The following is a 17,270-nucleotide window of genomic DNA, read 5'->3' as shown; positions in this document are numbered from 1 at the left end:
GTGAGGGTAGGCGGGATCAGGATGCCGAGTCGGTGTAGATGCTCGTGCGCGGGCGCGCCATCAACCGCCGGAGCATGGGTTCGAACTCGCTGATGGGGAGCGTTTGCGCGCGCGGATCGAAAGCCGGCGCGTCGTACAGTTCGCAGAACTCGGCGGTCCGGTCGTAGTGCGGGTGCCCCCGGAATTTCTCGCGCATGTCCCGGTCCATGCCGAGGTGGTGGAAGAAGTAGTGGCCCTGAAAGATCCCGTGGTTCTGGACCATCCACAGATTGGCCTCGCTCACGAACGGCTTCAGGATGGCCGCTGCGATGTCGGGATGGTTGAACGCACCGAGCGTATCTCCGATGTCGTGAAGCAGTGCGACCACGACGTACTCTTCGTCGCGTCCGTCGCGCAACGCGCGCGTGGCGGTCTGCAGGCTATGTGTGTAACGGTCGACGGGAAAGCCGCCGTAGTCGCCCTCCAGCAGCTTCAGATGCGCGATCACGCGATCTGGCAACGCGCGCGCAAAGGCTGGAAATTCCGCGCTTATCCGTTCCCAGTCCTCACGGGAACTCTCCTTCATGTCGTGGAACGTGGCTCTCGCATTCACTGTGCTGTCTCCATTCTCATTGCACCGCCAAACCAGGCGGTTTGATCACATGCTACGATCGCGCATGCCCGCCAGTCTGTAAGATCTCAGGCATTCCCAGGCTTTTCCAAGCAATTTTCGATGCGGCCCCACCATGGAATTCAGCACCTCCCTCGTTGAGAAGTTGTCCGGCAATGCGTGGTTTGCTTCGCTGCCGCTGGCGGAACAACAGAATCTGGTCGTCAATAGCACGCTGGTCCGCGTCGACATGGGCGAGCGGCTGTTTCGGCGCGGCGACGCGCCGGATGGCTTTTACGGCATCGTCGAAGGGCGTCTGAAAGCGTCGAACGTCCGAAGCGACGGAAAGGAAGCTATTCTGGCCATCCTTGAACCGGGCAACTGGTTCGCGCAAATGTCTGCTGTTACGGGGTGGCCCTATGCTCACGACGTCCTGGCGCTCGAACCCGCGCAAGTCCTAAAGTTTCCGCTTGAGGCGTTCAACGCGTCCATGGACCGCGCCGTGTTTGCGAAGGCAATCGCCACGTTGGTCTGTCAGCATACGGGCCTTCTCTATCAGATGATCGAGGACGCGACATTGCATTCCACGCGCACGAGGATTGCGCGTCGTCTCATGCGCCTCGCTCGTGGCGACGCTACGCTGGCGCCGGAAAATCGATCGGACATCCGGGTTTCGCACGACACACTGGCGACGATGCTTGGCATCTCACGTCAAACGCTCGCGCTCGAACTCAAGGAGATGGCTGCTCAGGGTGCGATTGCGCTGCGCTACGGGCATGTCGAAATTATCTCGATGGACATACTCAGATCATTCGACGATTAGTTCGATACAACTCCGACTGCGTCAGAGCGTCGCGAGCGTGTGAGGCGAACGCTCACGACGCCGCGCATTTCAGCAGCGATGCGATGCCTTTTCCAACGCGCGAGCGGCGCATCAGAAGCGATGTGTGACACCCGCGGCGACCAGCGTCTGGGACGCACCAAAATTAGTCGCGCCCGTGGATGTGACGACCCGTATTCCGGGCCAGCTCGTCGCGGCGCTTCCGTTGTTCTTTATATAGCCAGCTCGCAGGTACAGGCTGGTACGTTTTGACAGCAAGTGGTCGTAACCGAGTTCGATGCCGGGCGTGTTGTCGTGAGCCCCGCGCACGTTGCGTTCGAAGCACTCGATTTCGATAACGTCCGCTGACGTTGCCTGGATCGTCGCACCGACTCCGGCAACACTCAAGGGATGTGCCGCCCCGACGAGTGCCGCTGCTGAGCCCGCCTGCGGATCTTTCGGCCGCGCGTATGTATAGACGAGCTGGATGTTCGCGATGCCGAACCGGTAGGCGAGGGCGCCCGTGTAGTGTTCGCTTGCGACGAGGTTCATCGAAGTGAATGGACCCACAGTGATCGTCTCCGTTCCGGGGTGCTGGAACTGATAGGCAAAACCCGCGTACAGGCCGAATCCCGTGTAGGTGACCGCCACGTCGAGAACATTCCCCGTCGTGGCCGGCACGGGTTGCGTTACCGTCGCACTGAACGCGTACATCGCGTAGAGCCGTACGCCATCCATGTTCGGCGACTGATACAGCATGGCATTGCTGGTGCGCCCGGTGATGGCCTGGGTCGCGAGTGTGTTCCGGTCGACGGCCAGCACGGATGCCGAAAGCGGTGACAGGACCTCGTTCAGTGCAAACGGATCGGCGTTATAGGCGACCGTGAAAGTGGGCTGATACTGCCGTCCGAACGTCAGCGAGCCATATTTCTCGTCGAACAGTCCGACCCAGGCCTGACGATAGAACAACGTTGTCGTGTCGGCGAACAGGGAGCCGTTGTTGAGGTTGTAGCCTGTTTCAATGTCGAACTTTGCCTGAAGCCCTCCGCCGAGATCTTCTTTCCCCCTTAGTCCGAGCAGCGAACCTGTCGAGCCGCCGCTTCTTTCCGAATAGGAAGCAGTCCCGCCATTGTTCAGGTATTGCACGAATGTATCGAGCACACCGTACATCGTGACACTCGACTGCGCGGCCGCACTTCCGACCGTGAGCAGCAACGTCGCGCCGCATAGTGCCTTTGCCGTCAATTCCATGTGTCTCCCTTGTGATTGTTGCCACGCCTCATTAGCGCGGTGAGTTTCTTTTCTTCCCAAACCAGGAACTGGTTAGTTCACCGTTCACTGCTGAACGGAGCGTCGCGACGCGCGAGCCGAGAGCAAGCGCTGCTGCCATGTGACAATGCCAGCCGAGACAAGCAGGGCGGCGACGAGATACACGCCAATAGCAGTGCTTCCCGTCAGCGTTTTGACCAGACCGATTGCGGACGGGCATAACGCGCCCGCGAGCCCCGATACGGTTGTGATGGTGGCAATGCCGACTGGCGCTGCTTCTTTCGGCAGCATGTTCGTCGCTAGCGCCCAGAAAAGCGGCAACGCCGATATGAGTCCCGCCATCCCAGCCGAAACGAGCGCCATCGAGATCCAGAAGTTGTCCGACGTGCAGGTCGTTGCGGCAAGTCCGAACGCAGCCACGCAAAGACAAACGGCAAAGTTCTTACGGTGTCCGTCCCGCGCATCTGACCGGCGTGCCAACCAGAACATGACCAGCATCCCGATCGAATAGGGAATGACGGAATAAAAGCCGATCGCCTGAACACTCAAAACTCGCCATCCTTGAATCATCGCGGGCAGCCAGAAGCTCATCATGTAGACACCGCAGCAGAGTGCGAAATAGAGGTAGGCGAGGACAAAGAGCGAGGGAAGTCGCCAGGCTGCGTGTAGCCCTCTCAATGCGGACGCGTGAACTTGTGGGTGTGCTTGTCCGACCTGCGACGCAATCAGTTCGCGCTCGTCTTTACCAAGCCACCTTGCCTGTTCAGGCCGGTCACTCAAGTAGAAGTAGGCGAGGAACCCTAGCAGGCAGCAAGGCAAACCCTGCAGTACATACATCCATTGCCATCCCTTCAGGCCGCAAAGCCCATCGAGATTCTGGATGATCGACCCCGATAACGGCCCGGCGACGATACCGGCCGCGACGCCAGCCGACATGAGAATGGCGACGATTCGGGCGCGTCGTTCAGGCGGGTACCAGAAAGTCAGGTAAAGCACGACGCCCGGAAAGAACCCCGCCTCGAAGACACCAAGGAGAAAGCGAACTGCATAGAATTCAAATGGTGTCCTGATGAACATGGTCGATGCGGATGCCAGCCCCCAAAGAAACATGATTCGCAGGAGCGTCTTGCGGGCGCCGATCTTCTGCATCGCGAGATTGCTAGGTATCTCGAACAGGAGATAGCCGACATAGAACATGCTGGCCCCGATGCCATACACCGCATCCGTGAAGCCGAGTTGCGGCTTCATTTGAAGTTGCGCGTAGCCGATGTTGATGCGGTCGATATAGTTGAATACGAAGGAAATAAACAGCAGCGGCATGAGCCGCAGCGTGATCCTGCGCCATATCGCATCGCTATTCCTGTCCCTGACGGCGGCCGCGCAGCCGTCGCGCAGTGAGACGCCTCCGCCGATTGCGTGCAGGGCGTCCGAATCCGTTCCCGAAGGCATTGTCATTGATGGGTCTCCGCATGCCGTTGTTCGAACCGCGCACGTGCGCGATCCGCTAAGCGCTCGACACAGCTTTCGCTGCGCCGTTCTCGATGGACGCGACGATGTTAAACAAGCGGAGTATTTGCAAAAGTAAAGTTCGTTCCAATCCTGGGGATAACGCGGGGCAAAAAAGAGCGCGGCCGTGCTGCGAGAACTGTGAAGCGGCCGCGTGTCTGAAAGATCACCTCTTAACGTCTGATCATGCCTTGGTGTTATCCACATTTTCTGTTGAAAAAGCTGTGGAGAACCGGCGAGAGTGATATCTCCCCGTGAACTTGTCGCTGATCAGCGAATTTCGCCCGCGGATGGACACTCAAATGTCGGCTCCAGAGATAGTAGCGGCCCTTACACATCTAGCTGATCAGTCGCATCGTCGGTCAGTGAATTGCTAGCGATGACCAGCGCGAACGGCAATTTGCGGTTTGCAGCTGGTACGAATCTGCGGGCAGATCGAATACTCGGGGCCGTTACCGATGATCTCCAGCGCCCTAGCCACATCACAGGAAATCACTTCGTCGATTCGCACGGCCCCGTCTCTTCTCAAGGTGAGCGGACACTGAAAATTCCGCCATCCAGGTAAGCAAGGACGATATCGACGCCTGTGGCGCTTTCAATTGCGGGGACACCTACGCAGCATCCCGTCGATGCTCACGAGAAATGCCGTCAGCCGAACCGAGCGTGATGTTATCCGGGGCGCCAATCAAAAAAACTTGACCATACGAGCATATGCTCCTAATATTTGCCTCAAGAGAGCATATGCTCTTACTTTCGAACTGGAGCGAAGCATGAACGAGCCTGAGATTCTTGTGAGCGGTGCAACCGGCCGCACCGGAGGTATTGCCATTGACGAACTGCTCAAGATGCGTAAACGCGTGCGGGCCTATGTGCGCACAGATGATGATCGGGCGGCAGTCCTGAGGCAGCGCGGTGTCGATGTCGCGGTCGGGGACTTCACCGACATCGACGGCATTCGGGCAGCAATGGAAGGCATCCGATCGGCGTATTTCCTTCATCCGATCGCGCCGGGAATCATCGGGGCCGCGGCCTATTTCGCGCAGGCAGCAAAGGAAGCGGGCGTCACGGCGATCGTCAACATGTCGCAGATTTCCGCGCGCCGGGAGTCGATGAGCCACGCGGCACAGGATCACTGGGTCTCCGAGCAGGTCTTCGATTGGTCGGGTGTCGCGACTACGCATTTGCGCCCGACCTTCTTTGCCGATTGGCTCGTCTATCCACATTTTGCGCGGGAGATATGGGCCACGAAGAAGATCGAATTTCCGTTTGACAACGGCCGTCACGCGCCCATCGCCAGCGACGATCAGGGACGCGTGATCGCCCACATCCTCGCCAACCCCGAAGGCCACGAGGGCAAGACCTACACGCTCCACGGCCCAGTCGAGATGAACCACGTCGAGATCGCAGCCGCGATGAGCGAGGTTCTTGGCGCCCGGATCGAATACGCGCCGACTTCCATCGAGGAATTCCGAATCAAGATGGAAACCCTTTACAAGTTTCCGCCGTTCCTCACGCAGCATCTGGTCGAAGTCGCGCAGAACTACCGCGACGGCATCTTCTCGGGCACCAACGACGCCGTCGAGAAGATCACCGGAAGGCCGCCGCTGTCGGTCCAGCAGTTCGTCGCGAAGTATCGGGCCGCATTCGTGTGAACACGTCCTTGAAACGAATCGAGAGGCTTGAAAATGTCACCCATCCAACCTGAGCGTCACCCGTTACTTTCGCACGACGCGCGCGTAACGTTCGCGCAATTAACCGAAATCAGGAGTGCAACAGATGTTGCCCGTTAACCAGCCGCTCGGAATCGATCAATGCAACTGCTTCGCCGTGAGGAAGGCGAGCAGGCAGATCTCCCGACTCTACGATAGCCATCTCGAGCCCTCGGGTCTGCGCATCACGCAATTCCTCACCCTGGCCGCCCTGCACGAAGTGGGAAGTACCCCTGTCAACGCCCTTGCCGAACGGCTCGATATCGAACGAACGGCGATGGGGAAAATGGTTGGCTTCCTGGAGCGCGACGGTTTCGTCACGATCAAGCCCTCGCCCACCGACGGCCGAAGCCGCCTTGTCGAACTCACCGAGGAGGGACGGCGCCTGCACGAAAGAGCATCCCCTCTGTGGCAGGAAGCGCAACGGGAGTTCGAGCAACTGAACGGTGTGGACAATGTTACGGCGTTGCGAGAAGGGTTGAGAGGGGTGCTGATCGGCGACGTGTCGATGCGTTCGTCGCAAGACTAAGCCTCCGGATGCATTGCGGCAACAACGTGGTTCGTCAAACAAGTAGTCATTCGAGGGAGGGCTATGAAATCCGCTGTCACTATCGGTGGCATGGTCGCACCAGATTCCGAGCTCGCCCGGAAAGCGGCGGCGCTCGCCGCGGATGCTCATTCGAGGCCGCTCCTCAATCATGTCCACAGGACATGGTGGTTCGCGGAGTTTATCGGCAAGAAGCGGCAAATGAAGTATGACCGCGAGCTGGTTTATCTCGCATCGCTGCTTCACGACCTGGGATTGTCGGAGGACCATGTGCAGATAAGCGCTTCGAAGTCGCCAGTTCTCGACCTGGTTCAACCATGATGAATACGTGGGGGTGTAATGCGATGGCGCGGACGCTGCGAGCAGGTTTCTGCATGCCCACGATTATCCCGAGGCGAAAACATAAGCGGACCCATTCTTCACCGACGGCATGCAATTCAACGCAAGCAACATCGGTCGAGAGCCGCGATGGGAACCGCTACGTCATGCGTGGCGACGCCGAGGAAGCCGCCTGTAGCGACAATGGCCGCCGACACGGAGCCGTCCGGGGCCACGATCAGATCTTTGACTGCGCCGATTTTTTCGTTCTGGTCGTTGTAGACCGATTTGCCCAGCACGCTCTTCTTGACGCTCCATCCCTGCAGAAGCGCCTGGGACTGCTCGATAGTCACGCTCAAAGGCTGTGTGCCGGCGATCTGTGCGTGCGCATCGATACATGCTGCAAGTGCCACTGCTACCAAGACTGCTTTGTGCAAAGCCATATCGTTCACTCGATGGTTAGATTCGGTTTCTGGCATGTACTTCGCCCCTGGGGGCGACGCCCGCCAATGTCCCTTCGCTACCGCGGGCAATGTCCCAATGCCAGCTGAAAGGCCGGGACGGCGGGAGTCGAATTCTTCGGCGAGCAGATCGCAGGGTTAGCCATCTTCGCAATGACTGCTTGCTGGCCAACTCATGACGTTCGACTTGCTTTCGGAAAGCATCGAGAAGCGTCGACGCTCAGAAACTCCATACGACGCCCACGCGGAACGTCCTCGGCTCGGCCGGATGAATATGGAGGTCGTTGATTCCTTTCGCGTTCCGGCAGGATTTACCAGCGATGTCTCGCCTTTCAACGGCTACGCATAGCTGTTGGCTTAGCGCAACTCGAAATCGGACAGATCAATCCAGACCAAGGTGTGACTGCGATCCGGTCGCATGTCAGCGCCACGTGGGTGGGCCCGCCTGCGACTCGGAAAGCGGATGCCCTGCATTGCGACGAAGTCATGCACATACTGAGCCACCGCCAAGCCACCAGACACTTCTAGCTCATAGTCGTGGCGGCGCAGCAGGAAATCAGGCCCAAAGTAGAAATCCTGAACGGCACTGTGGGTGGCGATAGCCGGGGGGAACTTCGCACGCAGAACCCGCCAGATTTCACCGTACTCGTCCCAAGGGGCGACCTCTTGTACGGCAACCCCTGGCATGGCAAGCACGAATGGCGTCGACAGATAGGTCCACAGAGCATAGCCACTGAAATAGGCCCGGTGTAGTGGGTCCCAGGGTGTGTCCACGCCGTGCCCGTCAAACTCTGACCTGGGATTGTCGCGCCCCGCGATGGTCTCTCCCTGGCTGTTCCTGATCACAACGCGGTCCGGAACGAACGTCATGACAAACTCAGGGGCTCCATAGGGGGTGATGGTCGCCAACTCTTCCTGTGTCTTAGTAGTAAGACTGCGCGGGTTAGCATCCGTGGCAATACCCTTGGTCGCCCAGAACTCACCTCCGGAAACGATTCTGGCGCTTACCGTCGTGAAGGCATTCCAGCGGTCAAGGCCGCCATGAGCAGCAAGCACTTGCTTCAGAAGATCATTCATAACACGGCTCCGTTGGTCGGCATGACATTGATCGGCAGGCCGCCGGCGAAAACGGCGAACCGCCGCCCAGCGACCAATGTTGCAGGCGAGAGCGTGAGCCCCCTCGGTAGTCGGGCTGGCGTTCGCCGTCACCGCTGGCCGGTGCGGCGAACGCTGGACCGGTCAACCGGCCGGCAGCACATCACGACGTAATGATGGTTTGCTCAAGATCGATGGTTTCGTGCACCGCCCTCGAGTATGGGCAAAGCTGATGCGCCGAGTTCGCGATGGCTTCGGCGATGTCCTGTGCCAAGCCAGGCATGTGGATAGTGAACCGCGCATTGAAGAACCAGCCCGGCCCCGTCTGGCCCAGATCGATCTGGATGTCGACGGAATAGTCGGACGGTAGCACCACCTTCTTCTGCGCAGCCACAAGCCCCAGCGCGGTGATGTAACAGGCCGACCACGCGCCTGCAAACAACTGCTCAGCGGTCGGGTGTGGTTCGGCAGCGACGATCTCATGGGTGTCACCACCAGGCGCGGACAGCCTGATGTCGACGACGCCGTAGTCGCCACGCTGGGCACTTGGGTCGCGGTTGACAGTGGTATGGGTCTTACCCGAGTAAACGACTTTTTCCAGCTTGGTCACAACAGTTTCCTCAATGTTTGGGTTCAGTTCGAACAACTTATTGATTGGCGCATTGGGTATTGCGCTGGTGGCAATCACATCGCTGCCCGCCAGGAACGCGTTTAAGGAGAACAATGTATTGCGCGAGCGCATGAAGGCCGACTCTGTCGGAGCACATATCCTTGCTGCGGCCTGATGTGGCGCGATGCGAAAGTCGGTCAACGCAGCGTCCTGAATGCCGCCCTCAGTTCCTGAGCAAAGATCGTTGGCTGCTCCCACGCAGCGAAGTGGCCGCCTTTCTCGGCCTGATGGTAGTAGACGAGGTTCGGGTAGGCCTTCTCCGTCCAGCTTCGCGGCGCCTGATACTGCTCGCCGGGGAACACGCTCACGGCCACCGGGATCTTGACGCCTTTGGCGTTGAAGAAGCCACCCTTGTATTCCCAGTAAAGACGAGACGCGGATACGCCCGTGTTGGTCAGCCAGTACAAGGTGATGTTGTCCAGGATTTCGTCGCGCGTCAGTTCACCTGTGGCGCTCGTGGCGCGGTCCAAGGCCGAAGCGACAGCCGCGGCCGGCTGGCCATCGGCATCGTTATGGTCGAGCAGCCACGCGGCAAGTCCCACGGGTGAATCGGCAATGCCGTAAAGCGTCTGCGGACGCGAACCCATGATCCGTGCGTAATCCACTTGCTTGAACGTCCGGGCTAACTGCTCGTAGGCACGCTCCTCGTCCGCCGACAGTGCGGCGGGTGCGGGAGCGCCGATCTGGAGCGCCTTGTCGACCTCGGCCGGCACAGTCGCTGGCATGTTGGTGTGTATCCCGAGCAGTCCCGCAGGAGCTTGCAAGCCCATCTGGTCGACAACGAACGCGCCCCAGTCGCCGCCTTGGGCAACGTAGCGCTGGTATCCGAGACGGCGCATCAGCTCGGCCCACGCGCGCGCCATGTGCTCGGGACCCCAACCGGTGCCGGTCGGCTTGCCGGAGAAACCGTACCCCGGCATCGACGGAATCACAACGTCGAACGCGTCCTCGGCCTTGCCACCATACGCGACGGGATCCGTCAGCAAACCGATGAGCTTGGTCTGTTCGAGCACAGAGCCGGGCCAGCCATGGTTGATGATCAATGGAAGCGCGTGGGGATTCTTCGAGCGCACATGGATAAAGTGGATTTTCACGCCGTCGATCGTCGTCTCGAACTGGGGAAGCGCGTTCAGCTTTGCTTCCGCCTTCCGCCAGTCGTAGTCCGTCGCCCAATAATGGGCGAGCCTTTTCATGGTCGCGAGCGGCACGCCCTGCGAAGTATCTGTGACGGTCTCCTTCTCGGGCCATTGGGTGGCAGCGATCCGCCGACGAAGGTCGTCAAGGGCTCGCTGCGGCACATGGATTTTGGGGAACGGACGGATTGAGTCGTCTTCAGCGGTCGCACGCCGTGTCGCGGAAGGCTGATCGGCAACTGGAGCAGCATGGGCGTAACTAAAGGCAGCGCTCAGGACAATGCCAAGGGCAGCCGTCGCCGATGCAAATGAGCTGCGCCGGGCCGGCGCTGGCGATACAATAAACATGATCATTTCCGAACAAGAGCGCGCGAGTCTGAGGCGCGCGCAGGGTTATGCGTTCCGTTAGCACTATCGAAGGCACACGTTCACTGCGCGGCGGTATAGCGCGGCGCGGGTATGTTGCTAGACAGAAGCGTGGACATTGCGCCGCGCGCGGCTTCATAGGCTTCCCACTTCTCCACGGCATGCAGCGACGGGATAGTGACGAGTTCGCGGCGGTCGAAGCCGGTCAAGGCCGCGTCGACCATGTCGTCGGCGGACATGACAATCGCCTTGTCGAGATTCTCCAGAGGAAGGCCGCCCGTCTGCCAAAACTCGGTGGCCGTGGCGCCGGGCAAGACTGCCTGGACCTGGACGCCCTTGTCGGCCAGTTCATGATGGAGAGACTGGCTGAAAGCAAGCACGAAAGCCTTGCTGCCGCCGTACACGCCGTTGAGGATCTCCGGTGCGATGGCGACGATTGAAGAGATATTGATGACGGCGCCCTTGCCACGTGAGACAAGGCCGGGCACGGCGGCGTATGTTAGGCGCGTCAGAGCGGAGACGTTCAGGTCGATCATCCGCGACATCGCATCGACGTTGCTGCCGAGCAGCGGCGTGTGCGTGCCGACGCCCGCGTTGTTGACCAGCAGCGTGATGGTGGCGTCTTGCCTGAGCTTTGATTCGACGACAGCCAGCCCATCCTTGTCGCTGAGATCCGCGTCCATAATCTCGACGTTCCGGCGCGTTTCGGTCGTGATGCGATTGGCGAGGCTAACGAGACGCTCGCGATTGCGTGCGACGAGGATAAGGTCATATCCGCGGCGGGCGAGGCGGTCCGCGTATACCGCACCGATACCCGAGGATGCGCCGGTGATAAGCGCTGTCCCGTGATGTGTTTGCGTCATGATGTCACTCCTTGTTTGGAGGTTGCCGAATAGCGTGAGTGGATTATGGTTTGCCGTGACGGTGACGCAAATGACGAATATGGTCGTTTTTTATGCCATGCCTTCGACGGAGAACGGACATGCACCGCATTGGTTACCTGCTGAGCGACGGTTTTCAGGTGATGGCGCTCGCGACCCAGGCCGTCTTCGAATTCGCCAACGTGGTGGCGGGTGAAGCCTTCTATAAAGTGGAAAATTTCTCGGTGGGGGGCGGGGATGTGTACTCGTCGATGGGTATCGCGGTCGGAGCGCATTCATTCGCCACGCGTAGCGCGATCGACACGTGGATCGTCGTAGGCGTCAGGGACCCGATCGCGTCGCCCCCGTCCGCCGAGGTGATCGCCTTCTTGCGCAAGGCCAGCAGCCGGGCGCGGCGAATCGCCGCGATCTGCACCGGTGGATTCATCGCCGCGGAAGCAGGCTTGCTCTCGAAGCGGCGTGCCACGACTCACTGGGCGTTCGCGCAAGAGATGCAGAAGCGCTTTCCTGACATCCGCGTGGAGGCCGACCGCATCTATATCGTCGACGGTCCGATGTGGACGTCTGCGGGGATGACCGCTGGGCTCGATCTCGCGCTGGCGATGGTGGAAAGGGACCTGGGCGCGGACGTGGCGCGTTCGGTCGCGCACAAACTGGTGATGCATCAACACCGTTTGGGAGGACAGTCTCAGCACTCCGAAATACTCGAGCTCGCGCCGAAGTCGGACCGTATCCAGAACGCGTTGAACTACGCGCGCAAAAACTTGAGTCGGCCGCTGACCGTCGACGAATTGGCCCAGAAGGTCAACCTGAGCCCGCGTCAGTTCAGCCGCGTATTCACGCTGGAGACAGGGCAGTCACCCGCCAGGGCCATCGAGGGGCTGCGCCTGGAGGCTGCGCGGCTGATGATTGAGCAAAGCCGGCATCCGCTGGACGTGATCGCGAGAGAGACCGGCTTTCGCGATCGACGCCATATGCGCGAAGCCTTTGTGCGTGGCTTTGGCCTGCCGCCGCAGGCGGTACGGCGCGAAGCGCGGGGTCCAGCATGAAGCGATGTCGTATATGCTGCTCGCCTCCGGATTGATGAGGCTGTCTTTCTGTTCTTCGGCATCCAAGGGCGTAGTGAGTGTCGCATCGTCGCTCGAATATCTAAACTTCCGTGGGCTATCTACAGGACGTTTAGTCGTTGACTTTGAGCGGCTGCGATTGGGCGGCCGTGAGACGTTCGCTGACGTTTCTCCAAGCACAGTAACGGGTCGGGAGTACGCACTGCCGACTGGCCGCTTCCGGGGAGCTCAATTCCACTGGCCGCTTTCCAGCGATCAGTTTGAAGAGCGGACTGACGCAGCCCAACCCGTTGCTGCTGGTGAGCGCATAAAGCGCGTAGTGTCATAGTCCGGGTGCACAACCGCCATTGGACGGCTGACTGTGCTGGCGGGACTATTCGGCCAGGGGGGCCATCCTCAAGGTTGACCTCCCGCTATTTATCTCCTTTAACTCGTCTCACGCGATCGGCAACGAAATAGCCAGCCGGGCCAAGCGCGTACTGAGAACGCGGCGACGGTGCGGGCAGTTCGACCGTTGTGCAGGTAATTGGTGAATCTCTTGCACATCGGGCCGAGCCACATGGAAGAGCGTGTTAGGCACTGCGGGAAAGAGGCGTTAGCTGGCGGCGTATCCCTCCGCATGTCGTTCCTGGACAGCTTGCCGTCGCAAGGCGGCGGGTCGTTGTCATATTTCCGTCATATTTTCACAGGGTCATGCGCTGTCGCCCCGAGGCTCTAACGCCTCGTCCGGCGGCGTGGGCGTGAGAACGAACGCCGGCCGTTGTGCGCAGCGGCCGAGCGCAACCCAAGCGGAATCAGGGTCGCCAAATCAACGGAGAGAGGCCATGCAACGCCGCCAGTTTCTGAACACCCTTGCCGTCGCCACTGCGGCCGGTTCGCTCGTCACCAAAGCAGGTGCGGCCGAAGCCGGGAAGCCGACGGCCGACTCGCTCGACCCGGGCCGCTGGTCGCCGCTGAACGCGGCGCGCCTGCAGTCGGTGCTCGACCAGCACGGCGTGAAAAGCAAGCAATACAACCCGAATCGTCGTCCGTACGCGGTGTTCGATTGGGACAACACGTGCATCATGAACGACTGCGAAGAAGCGTTGCTGATGTACCAGATCAATCATCTGCAGTACAAGATGACGCCGGATGAATTCGTTCAGGTGATGTGGAAGGACGTGCCTAAGGGCCCGTTCATGAAGGACTACACGACGGCGGAAGGCAAACCGGTGACGATGGAGGATCTCGCCGCCGACGTCGAATCCGACTACCGCTGGCTGTATGCGAACTACAAGGGCCTCGCCGGCGACAAGAGCCTCGAAGCGATCCAGGAAACCGACCAGTTCAAGGATTTCCGCGCGAAGCTGTACTTCATGTACGACGCGATCTGCGATACGCATCCGCTGGAAGTCGGATACAAGTGGATCATCTACTTCTACAAGAACATGACGCCTGTCGAGATGCAGGCGATGGCGGCGGCGTCGAACGACCACGGGATCGGCGATGCGCTGCGCAAGGTCGCGTATCAAAGCCCGAATACGCTGCCGGGCAAGGCTGGCGTCGTGTCGGACAAGCATTTCCACGGCATCCGCATTCACGAGGAAATTCGCGCGGTGATGCATACGCTGCGTGCGAACGGGATCGACGTGTACGTGAGCACCGCGTCGCTCGACGATGTCGTGCGCGTGTTTGCCGGCCATCCGAACTACGGCTACGGCGTGCCGCCGGAAAACGTGATCGGCATGCGTTTGGAGATGAAGGACGGCAAATACACGAGCGACTACAAGAACGGCTGGCACTTCAACTACGGTCCGGGCAAGACCGTGGGCATTCGCGGCGAACTGGAGTCGAAGAAGGGCTATGGCCCGCTGCTCGTGTTCGGCGACAGCGACGGCGACGCGTGGATGCTGCGCGACTTTAAGGACACTGCGGTCGGCGTGATCGTGAACCGGATGAAGAAGGGCGAGATCGGCGCGGATAGCAAGCTCGCGGCCGAGCAGCTCGGCAACCCGAACGCGCGTTTCATTCTGCAGGGGCGGGACGAGCACACCGGGCTGATGATTCCGGATGAGAAGTCGGTGAAGTACGGGAAGACGGAGCGGAAGCTGCTGGCGTGATTCGCGGCAGTCTGCTTTGGTATTGAGGAGAAACCCGCCGTGAGGCGGGTTTTTCTTGGTGCGCCGAACATGCGCAACAGCTTGGGGGTGGAAGTCGTCAGTCTAGCCTGATGGTGTTCCCTGATTGACGGATAGTTGTACTGCAGAGGCATCCGAGCTGAGCATGACGCTGACCACAACACGCTGGCGTTTGGGAAGTGGTGTGATTTCCGTGCTGAACGGAGACGCGCGACTTACTTATCGAATGGCCACACGCGATATCTGCTGGATATTCGATATCGCTATCACGCGCGTCCGAATCAAGCTTCAGGCCTCGATCACCCGCCCAGCGCAATGATTGCCATCGTCAGCACAACGCCAAGCGCGATCATTGCGAAGCCTGCTTTCATCGCCCCCGCGCCGGAATAGCGTCCCAATGCTAGGCCCGCGGTGAAAAGCATCACGAGTGTGAGCGCGCGCGAGGCGATGAGTGCCATCGTAAGATCCTTGATGACCAGAAACGGCACCGCGACCGGGAAGGTTCCCAGGACAACAAGCAGAAAGATGCCCGACGCGCCGATGAAGTCGTCACGCACGAAATTCGCTCGAGATGGCAGCGTCGATAAGGTCGCCAGGCGCGCACGAATCCGCTCGAGGTCAGCGTCTTCGACAAGTGGTTCCAGCGTCTCAGGCAATGCGTCGCGCAGCGCACGCACGGCAACCGCCTGGTCTTCCTCCCGCCGCACAGTCAGTACGAGCTTCAGGCGCTGACCTCGATCGGCAAGCGTGCGTACGAGATACATCACTGCGTCGGCGAGGCCCCAGGCGAGATTGCACCCGAGGGCGGCGAGGAACATCTTGTATCCAGCGTCTTCGCCAGCGGTGACTGCCTTGACGGCGCCGATGAACGTCAGAGCCATGAACAGACCAAAACACAGTTCGCAGACGCGGTCAACGGTATTCAGAATCGGTTCACGCTGTTCCGGTTCAACATGCCCGGCCGGGGTGACGGTGCTCATATGGCCTCCACTCAAGATAGACAACGCGACCGTGCTTACCCCGACGCTGCGATTTGTCACCGCGATATCAGTCAGTCTTCGCTGCTTGCATGCTGATGCCATGGCCTGGATCAATGCCGGACATTCTTAGTCCCGGTTAAACCGGTCAAGGCTTATACGCGCTTTCTGTCTCCCTGGAACGCAACGCATGCCCGTTCCAACGGATTGCGCAGCCAGTATCGCTGCGACCTTTGGGAGGTCATTTGTTGCTGTCGTCTATCCGTGACTTTTCGCTTGTTCTCGGCGGTCTAATTTTTCAACTGATTCACCGCGCGCCCTGCGGATGAAAGTCAGTCCGCGCTCCACGCACGACCCACTCAGGCAGCAGGTTGCCCCGAGCACTACGGCCATCCCGTAGGGGCGAATGGAAGGCGGCGACACGGCGTCCCCTCAGCTTCAAGGGTGCCGGTGGCGCTGCTGTACATGTCGCGGTCCGGGTTGCCGTTGCTGCCTGAGTTGCTGTTGGTCCTCCTGGACACGCGCGGCTCGTTCCGGCTGCTCTTTCACCCACCGCCAGAATAGCTGGTAAGCCACAGCAAGCATCACGGGACCGATAAAGAGGCCTATCACGCCGCCCGTGACCATGCCCCCAAGCGCCCCGATCAGCACCACGGGCATCGGTACGGCGACACCACGTCCAAGCAGGAGAGGCTTGAGCACGTTATCAGCGAGTCCCGCGACAAAAACATAGACCGAGAAAATGATCGTCGTCGTGCTCACGCCCTCCGTAACGATCACATAGACGATTACGGGAACAGTGATCAATGTCGCGGGTAACTGCATGATGCCGATCAGCAGCACGGCGAGCGCAAGCAGGCCCGCACCGGGAATACCCATCACGACGAACCCGATGCCGATCAGCAGCATCTGGATGAACGCGATCCCGACCACGCCCTGGGCCACAGCCCGGATGGTGGCCGTGCAAAGATCGGCGATCTGCCGGCCGTTTTCAGGTCCGAAGATGCGCGAAGCAATCTGCACCGCGCTGTGATAACCCTTCTCGCCATAAGCCATGAAAATTCCCGCGACGACCAGCGCGATGAAGAACACGACCAGAGCGGCTCCCAGGCCCGTGACCGTGCCGAGCACTGCGAGACCGCCTTCCTTGACCTGGGGGGCGAACCGTTGCGCGAGCCCAGTGATATCGGTTGCGGCCTGCGCCCAGAAGTCATACACGCGTTGACCCACTATTGGCCATGCGGCCACTGACTCGGCAGGCGGCGGAATGTGGAAGCTGCCGCTCCTGAAAATGGCCATCGCGCGCTCTATTGAATTGGCCACCGCGACGCCGAGCAGATAGGTCGGCACGAGAACGACGGCGAATGCGACGAGGATGATCAGCGTGGCGATGAGGCCATCCTTGCCGGCAAGCGGGCCCCGGAGTGTGACCTGAAGCGGATACAACGTGATCGCGAGAATCAGCGCCCAGACCATGAGATCGAGGAACGGGACGAAGATCCGAAAGCAGAAGACGGCGAGAACCGCTATAAGCCCCGCGCGGATCAGGACGTCGAGCAGCTCTCGGGGATACGGGCGTTGGGGAATCGGCGTGAGCATCATCACATGCCTCCTCGCAGCTTGCCGCGGGGTATCCGGGCGGCAGACCACACTTGCCAGGGACCATGATCAGTGGGGCCGGCCTCCCCACCGCCGGCATGCGGGAGCCTCGCCAGTGCCCGGTGTTACAGAAGCGACTCCGCCGG

General features: G+C 60.0%; 15 protein-coding genes and 1 pseudogene. 6 read left to right on the top strand and 10 right to left on the bottom strand.

Features of this window, described 5'->3' with window-relative positions:
• Positions 1 to 16 precede the first annotated feature (16 nt).
• Positions 17 to 592 (bottom strand): HD domain-containing protein, encoded by a 576-nt coding sequence (locus J8I87_RS29920; RefSeq protein ID WP_209935767.1) that lies wholly within the window; start codon positions 590 to 592, stop codon positions 17 to 19.
• A 133-nt stretch (positions 593 to 725) separates the two neighbouring features.
• Between J8I87_RS29920 and J8I87_RS29915 the strand changes: the two genes are divergently transcribed.
• A complete protein-coding gene (locus tag J8I87_RS29915; protein ID WP_209935766.1) occupies positions 726 to 1,412 on the top strand; it encodes a Crp/Fnr family transcriptional regulator in 687 nt (228 codons plus the stop codon).
• A 111-nt stretch (positions 1,413 to 1,523) separates the two neighbouring features.
• Here J8I87_RS29915 and J8I87_RS29910 read toward each other — a convergent pair whose 3' ends face one another.
• Both J8I87_RS29910 and J8I87_RS29905 read right to left on the bottom strand, forming a co-directional pair.
• Positions 1,524 to 2,660 carry a porin gene (locus J8I87_RS29910; protein WP_209935764.1) on the bottom strand — a complete coding sequence of 379 codons (1,137 nt, stop codon included), beginning with the start codon at positions 2,658 to 2,660 and terminating at the stop codon, positions 1,524 to 1,526.
• 84 nt (positions 2,661 to 2,744) lie between these two features.
• Positions 2,745 to 4,127, bottom strand: a complete 1,383-nt coding sequence (locus J8I87_RS29905) for an MFS transporter (RefSeq protein ID WP_245254257.1) — start codon at positions 4,125 to 4,127, stop codon at positions 2,745 to 2,747.
• A gap of 827 nt (positions 4,128 to 4,954) precedes the next feature.
• Between J8I87_RS29905 and J8I87_RS29900 the strand changes: the two genes are divergently transcribed.
• From J8I87_RS29900 to J8I87_RS29890, 3 genes are all read left to right on the top strand, one after another.
• Entirely contained in the window at positions 4,955 to 5,836 is an 882-nt protein-coding gene (locus tag J8I87_RS29900; protein ID WP_209935799.1) for an NmrA family NAD(P)-binding protein, read from the top strand.
• A 124-nt stretch (positions 5,837 to 5,960) separates the two neighbouring features.
• A complete protein-coding gene (locus J8I87_RS29895; protein ID WP_209935763.1) occupies positions 5,961 to 6,422 on the top strand; it encodes a MarR family winged helix-turn-helix transcriptional regulator in 462 nt (153 codons plus the stop codon).
• A 63-nt stretch (positions 6,423 to 6,485) separates the two neighbouring features.
• Positions 6,486 to 6,761 carry an HD domain-containing protein gene (locus J8I87_RS29890; protein WP_313066752.1) on the top strand — a complete coding sequence of 92 codons (276 nt, stop codon included), beginning with the start codon at positions 6,486 to 6,488 and terminating at the stop codon, positions 6,759 to 6,761.
• Between the two features lie 134 nt (positions 6,762 to 6,895).
• Here J8I87_RS29890 and J8I87_RS29885 read toward each other — a convergent pair.
• The 5 genes and pseudogenes from J8I87_RS29885 to J8I87_RS29865 all read right to left on the bottom strand — a co-directional run.
• Positions 6,896 to 7,201, bottom strand: a pseudogene (locus J8I87_RS29885) (PRC-barrel domain-containing protein); the annotation flags it as partial.
• Positions 7,202 to 7,576: 375 nt separating this feature from the next.
• Positions 7,577 to 8,296, bottom strand: coding sequence for a hypothetical protein (locus tag J8I87_RS29880; protein WP_209935762.1), 720 nt, complete (start codon positions 8,294 to 8,296; stop codon positions 7,577 to 7,579).
• A 181-nt stretch (positions 8,297 to 8,477) separates the two neighbouring features.
• Positions 8,478 to 9,125, bottom strand: a complete 648-nt coding sequence (locus J8I87_RS29875; RefSeq protein ID WP_313066749.1) for an OsmC family protein — start codon at positions 9,123 to 9,125, stop codon at positions 8,478 to 8,480.
• On the bottom strand, positions 9,122 to 10,465 hold the full coding sequence (locus tag J8I87_RS29870) for an epoxide hydrolase family protein (protein WP_209935761.1): 1,344 nt from the start codon (positions 10,463 to 10,465) through the stop codon (positions 9,122 to 9,124). Before J8I87_RS29870 ends, J8I87_RS29875 begins: the two co-directional genes overlap by 4 nt.
• Positions 10,466 to 10,545: 80 nt before the next feature.
• On the bottom strand, positions 10,546 to 11,346 hold the full coding sequence (locus J8I87_RS29865; protein WP_209935760.1) for an SDR family NAD(P)-dependent oxidoreductase: 801 nt from the start codon (positions 11,344 to 11,346) through the stop codon (positions 10,546 to 10,548).
• A 119-nt stretch (positions 11,347 to 11,465) separates the two neighbouring features.
• On the opposite strand from J8I87_RS29865, the gene J8I87_RS29860 reads away from it, so the two are divergent.
• Positions 11,466 to 12,413: a GlxA family transcriptional regulator gene (locus J8I87_RS29860; protein WP_209935759.1), complete on the top strand. Its 948-nt coding sequence runs from the start codon at positions 11,466 to 11,468 to the stop codon at positions 12,411 to 12,413.
• Positions 12,414 to 13,255: 842 nt separating this feature from the next.
• The gene (locus J8I87_RS29855) at positions 13,256 to 14,530 is read left to right on the top strand and encodes a haloacid dehalogenase-like hydrolase (protein ID WP_209935757.1); all 1,275 of its coding nucleotides are present in this window, start codon (positions 13,256 to 13,258) and stop codon (positions 14,528 to 14,530) included.
• Between the two features lie 317 nt (positions 14,531 to 14,847).
• Here the strand turns inward: J8I87_RS29855 and J8I87_RS29850 are convergent, their stop codons facing one another.
• Both J8I87_RS29850 and J8I87_RS29845 read right to left on the bottom strand, forming a co-directional pair.
• Positions 14,848 to 15,528 (bottom strand): hypothetical protein, encoded by a 681-nt coding sequence (locus tag J8I87_RS29850; RefSeq protein ID WP_209935756.1) that lies wholly within the window; start codon positions 15,526 to 15,528, stop codon positions 14,848 to 14,850.
• Between the two features lie 435 nt (positions 15,529 to 15,963).
• Positions 15,964 to 17,127 carry an AI-2E family transporter gene (locus tag J8I87_RS29845; protein ID WP_209935755.1) on the bottom strand — a complete coding sequence of 388 codons (1,164 nt, stop codon included), beginning with the start codon at positions 17,125 to 17,127 and terminating at the stop codon, positions 15,964 to 15,966.
• Positions 17,128 to 17,270: the final 143 nt, after the last annotated feature.

It is taken from the genome of Paraburkholderia sp. LEh10 (assembly GCF_017814945.1).
GTDB lineage: Bacteria > Pseudomonadota > Gammaproteobacteria > Burkholderiales > Burkholderiaceae > Paraburkholderia.
Note: the sequence above shows the minus strand (reverse complement) of the source record. Positions and strands in the feature narration are given on the sequence as shown.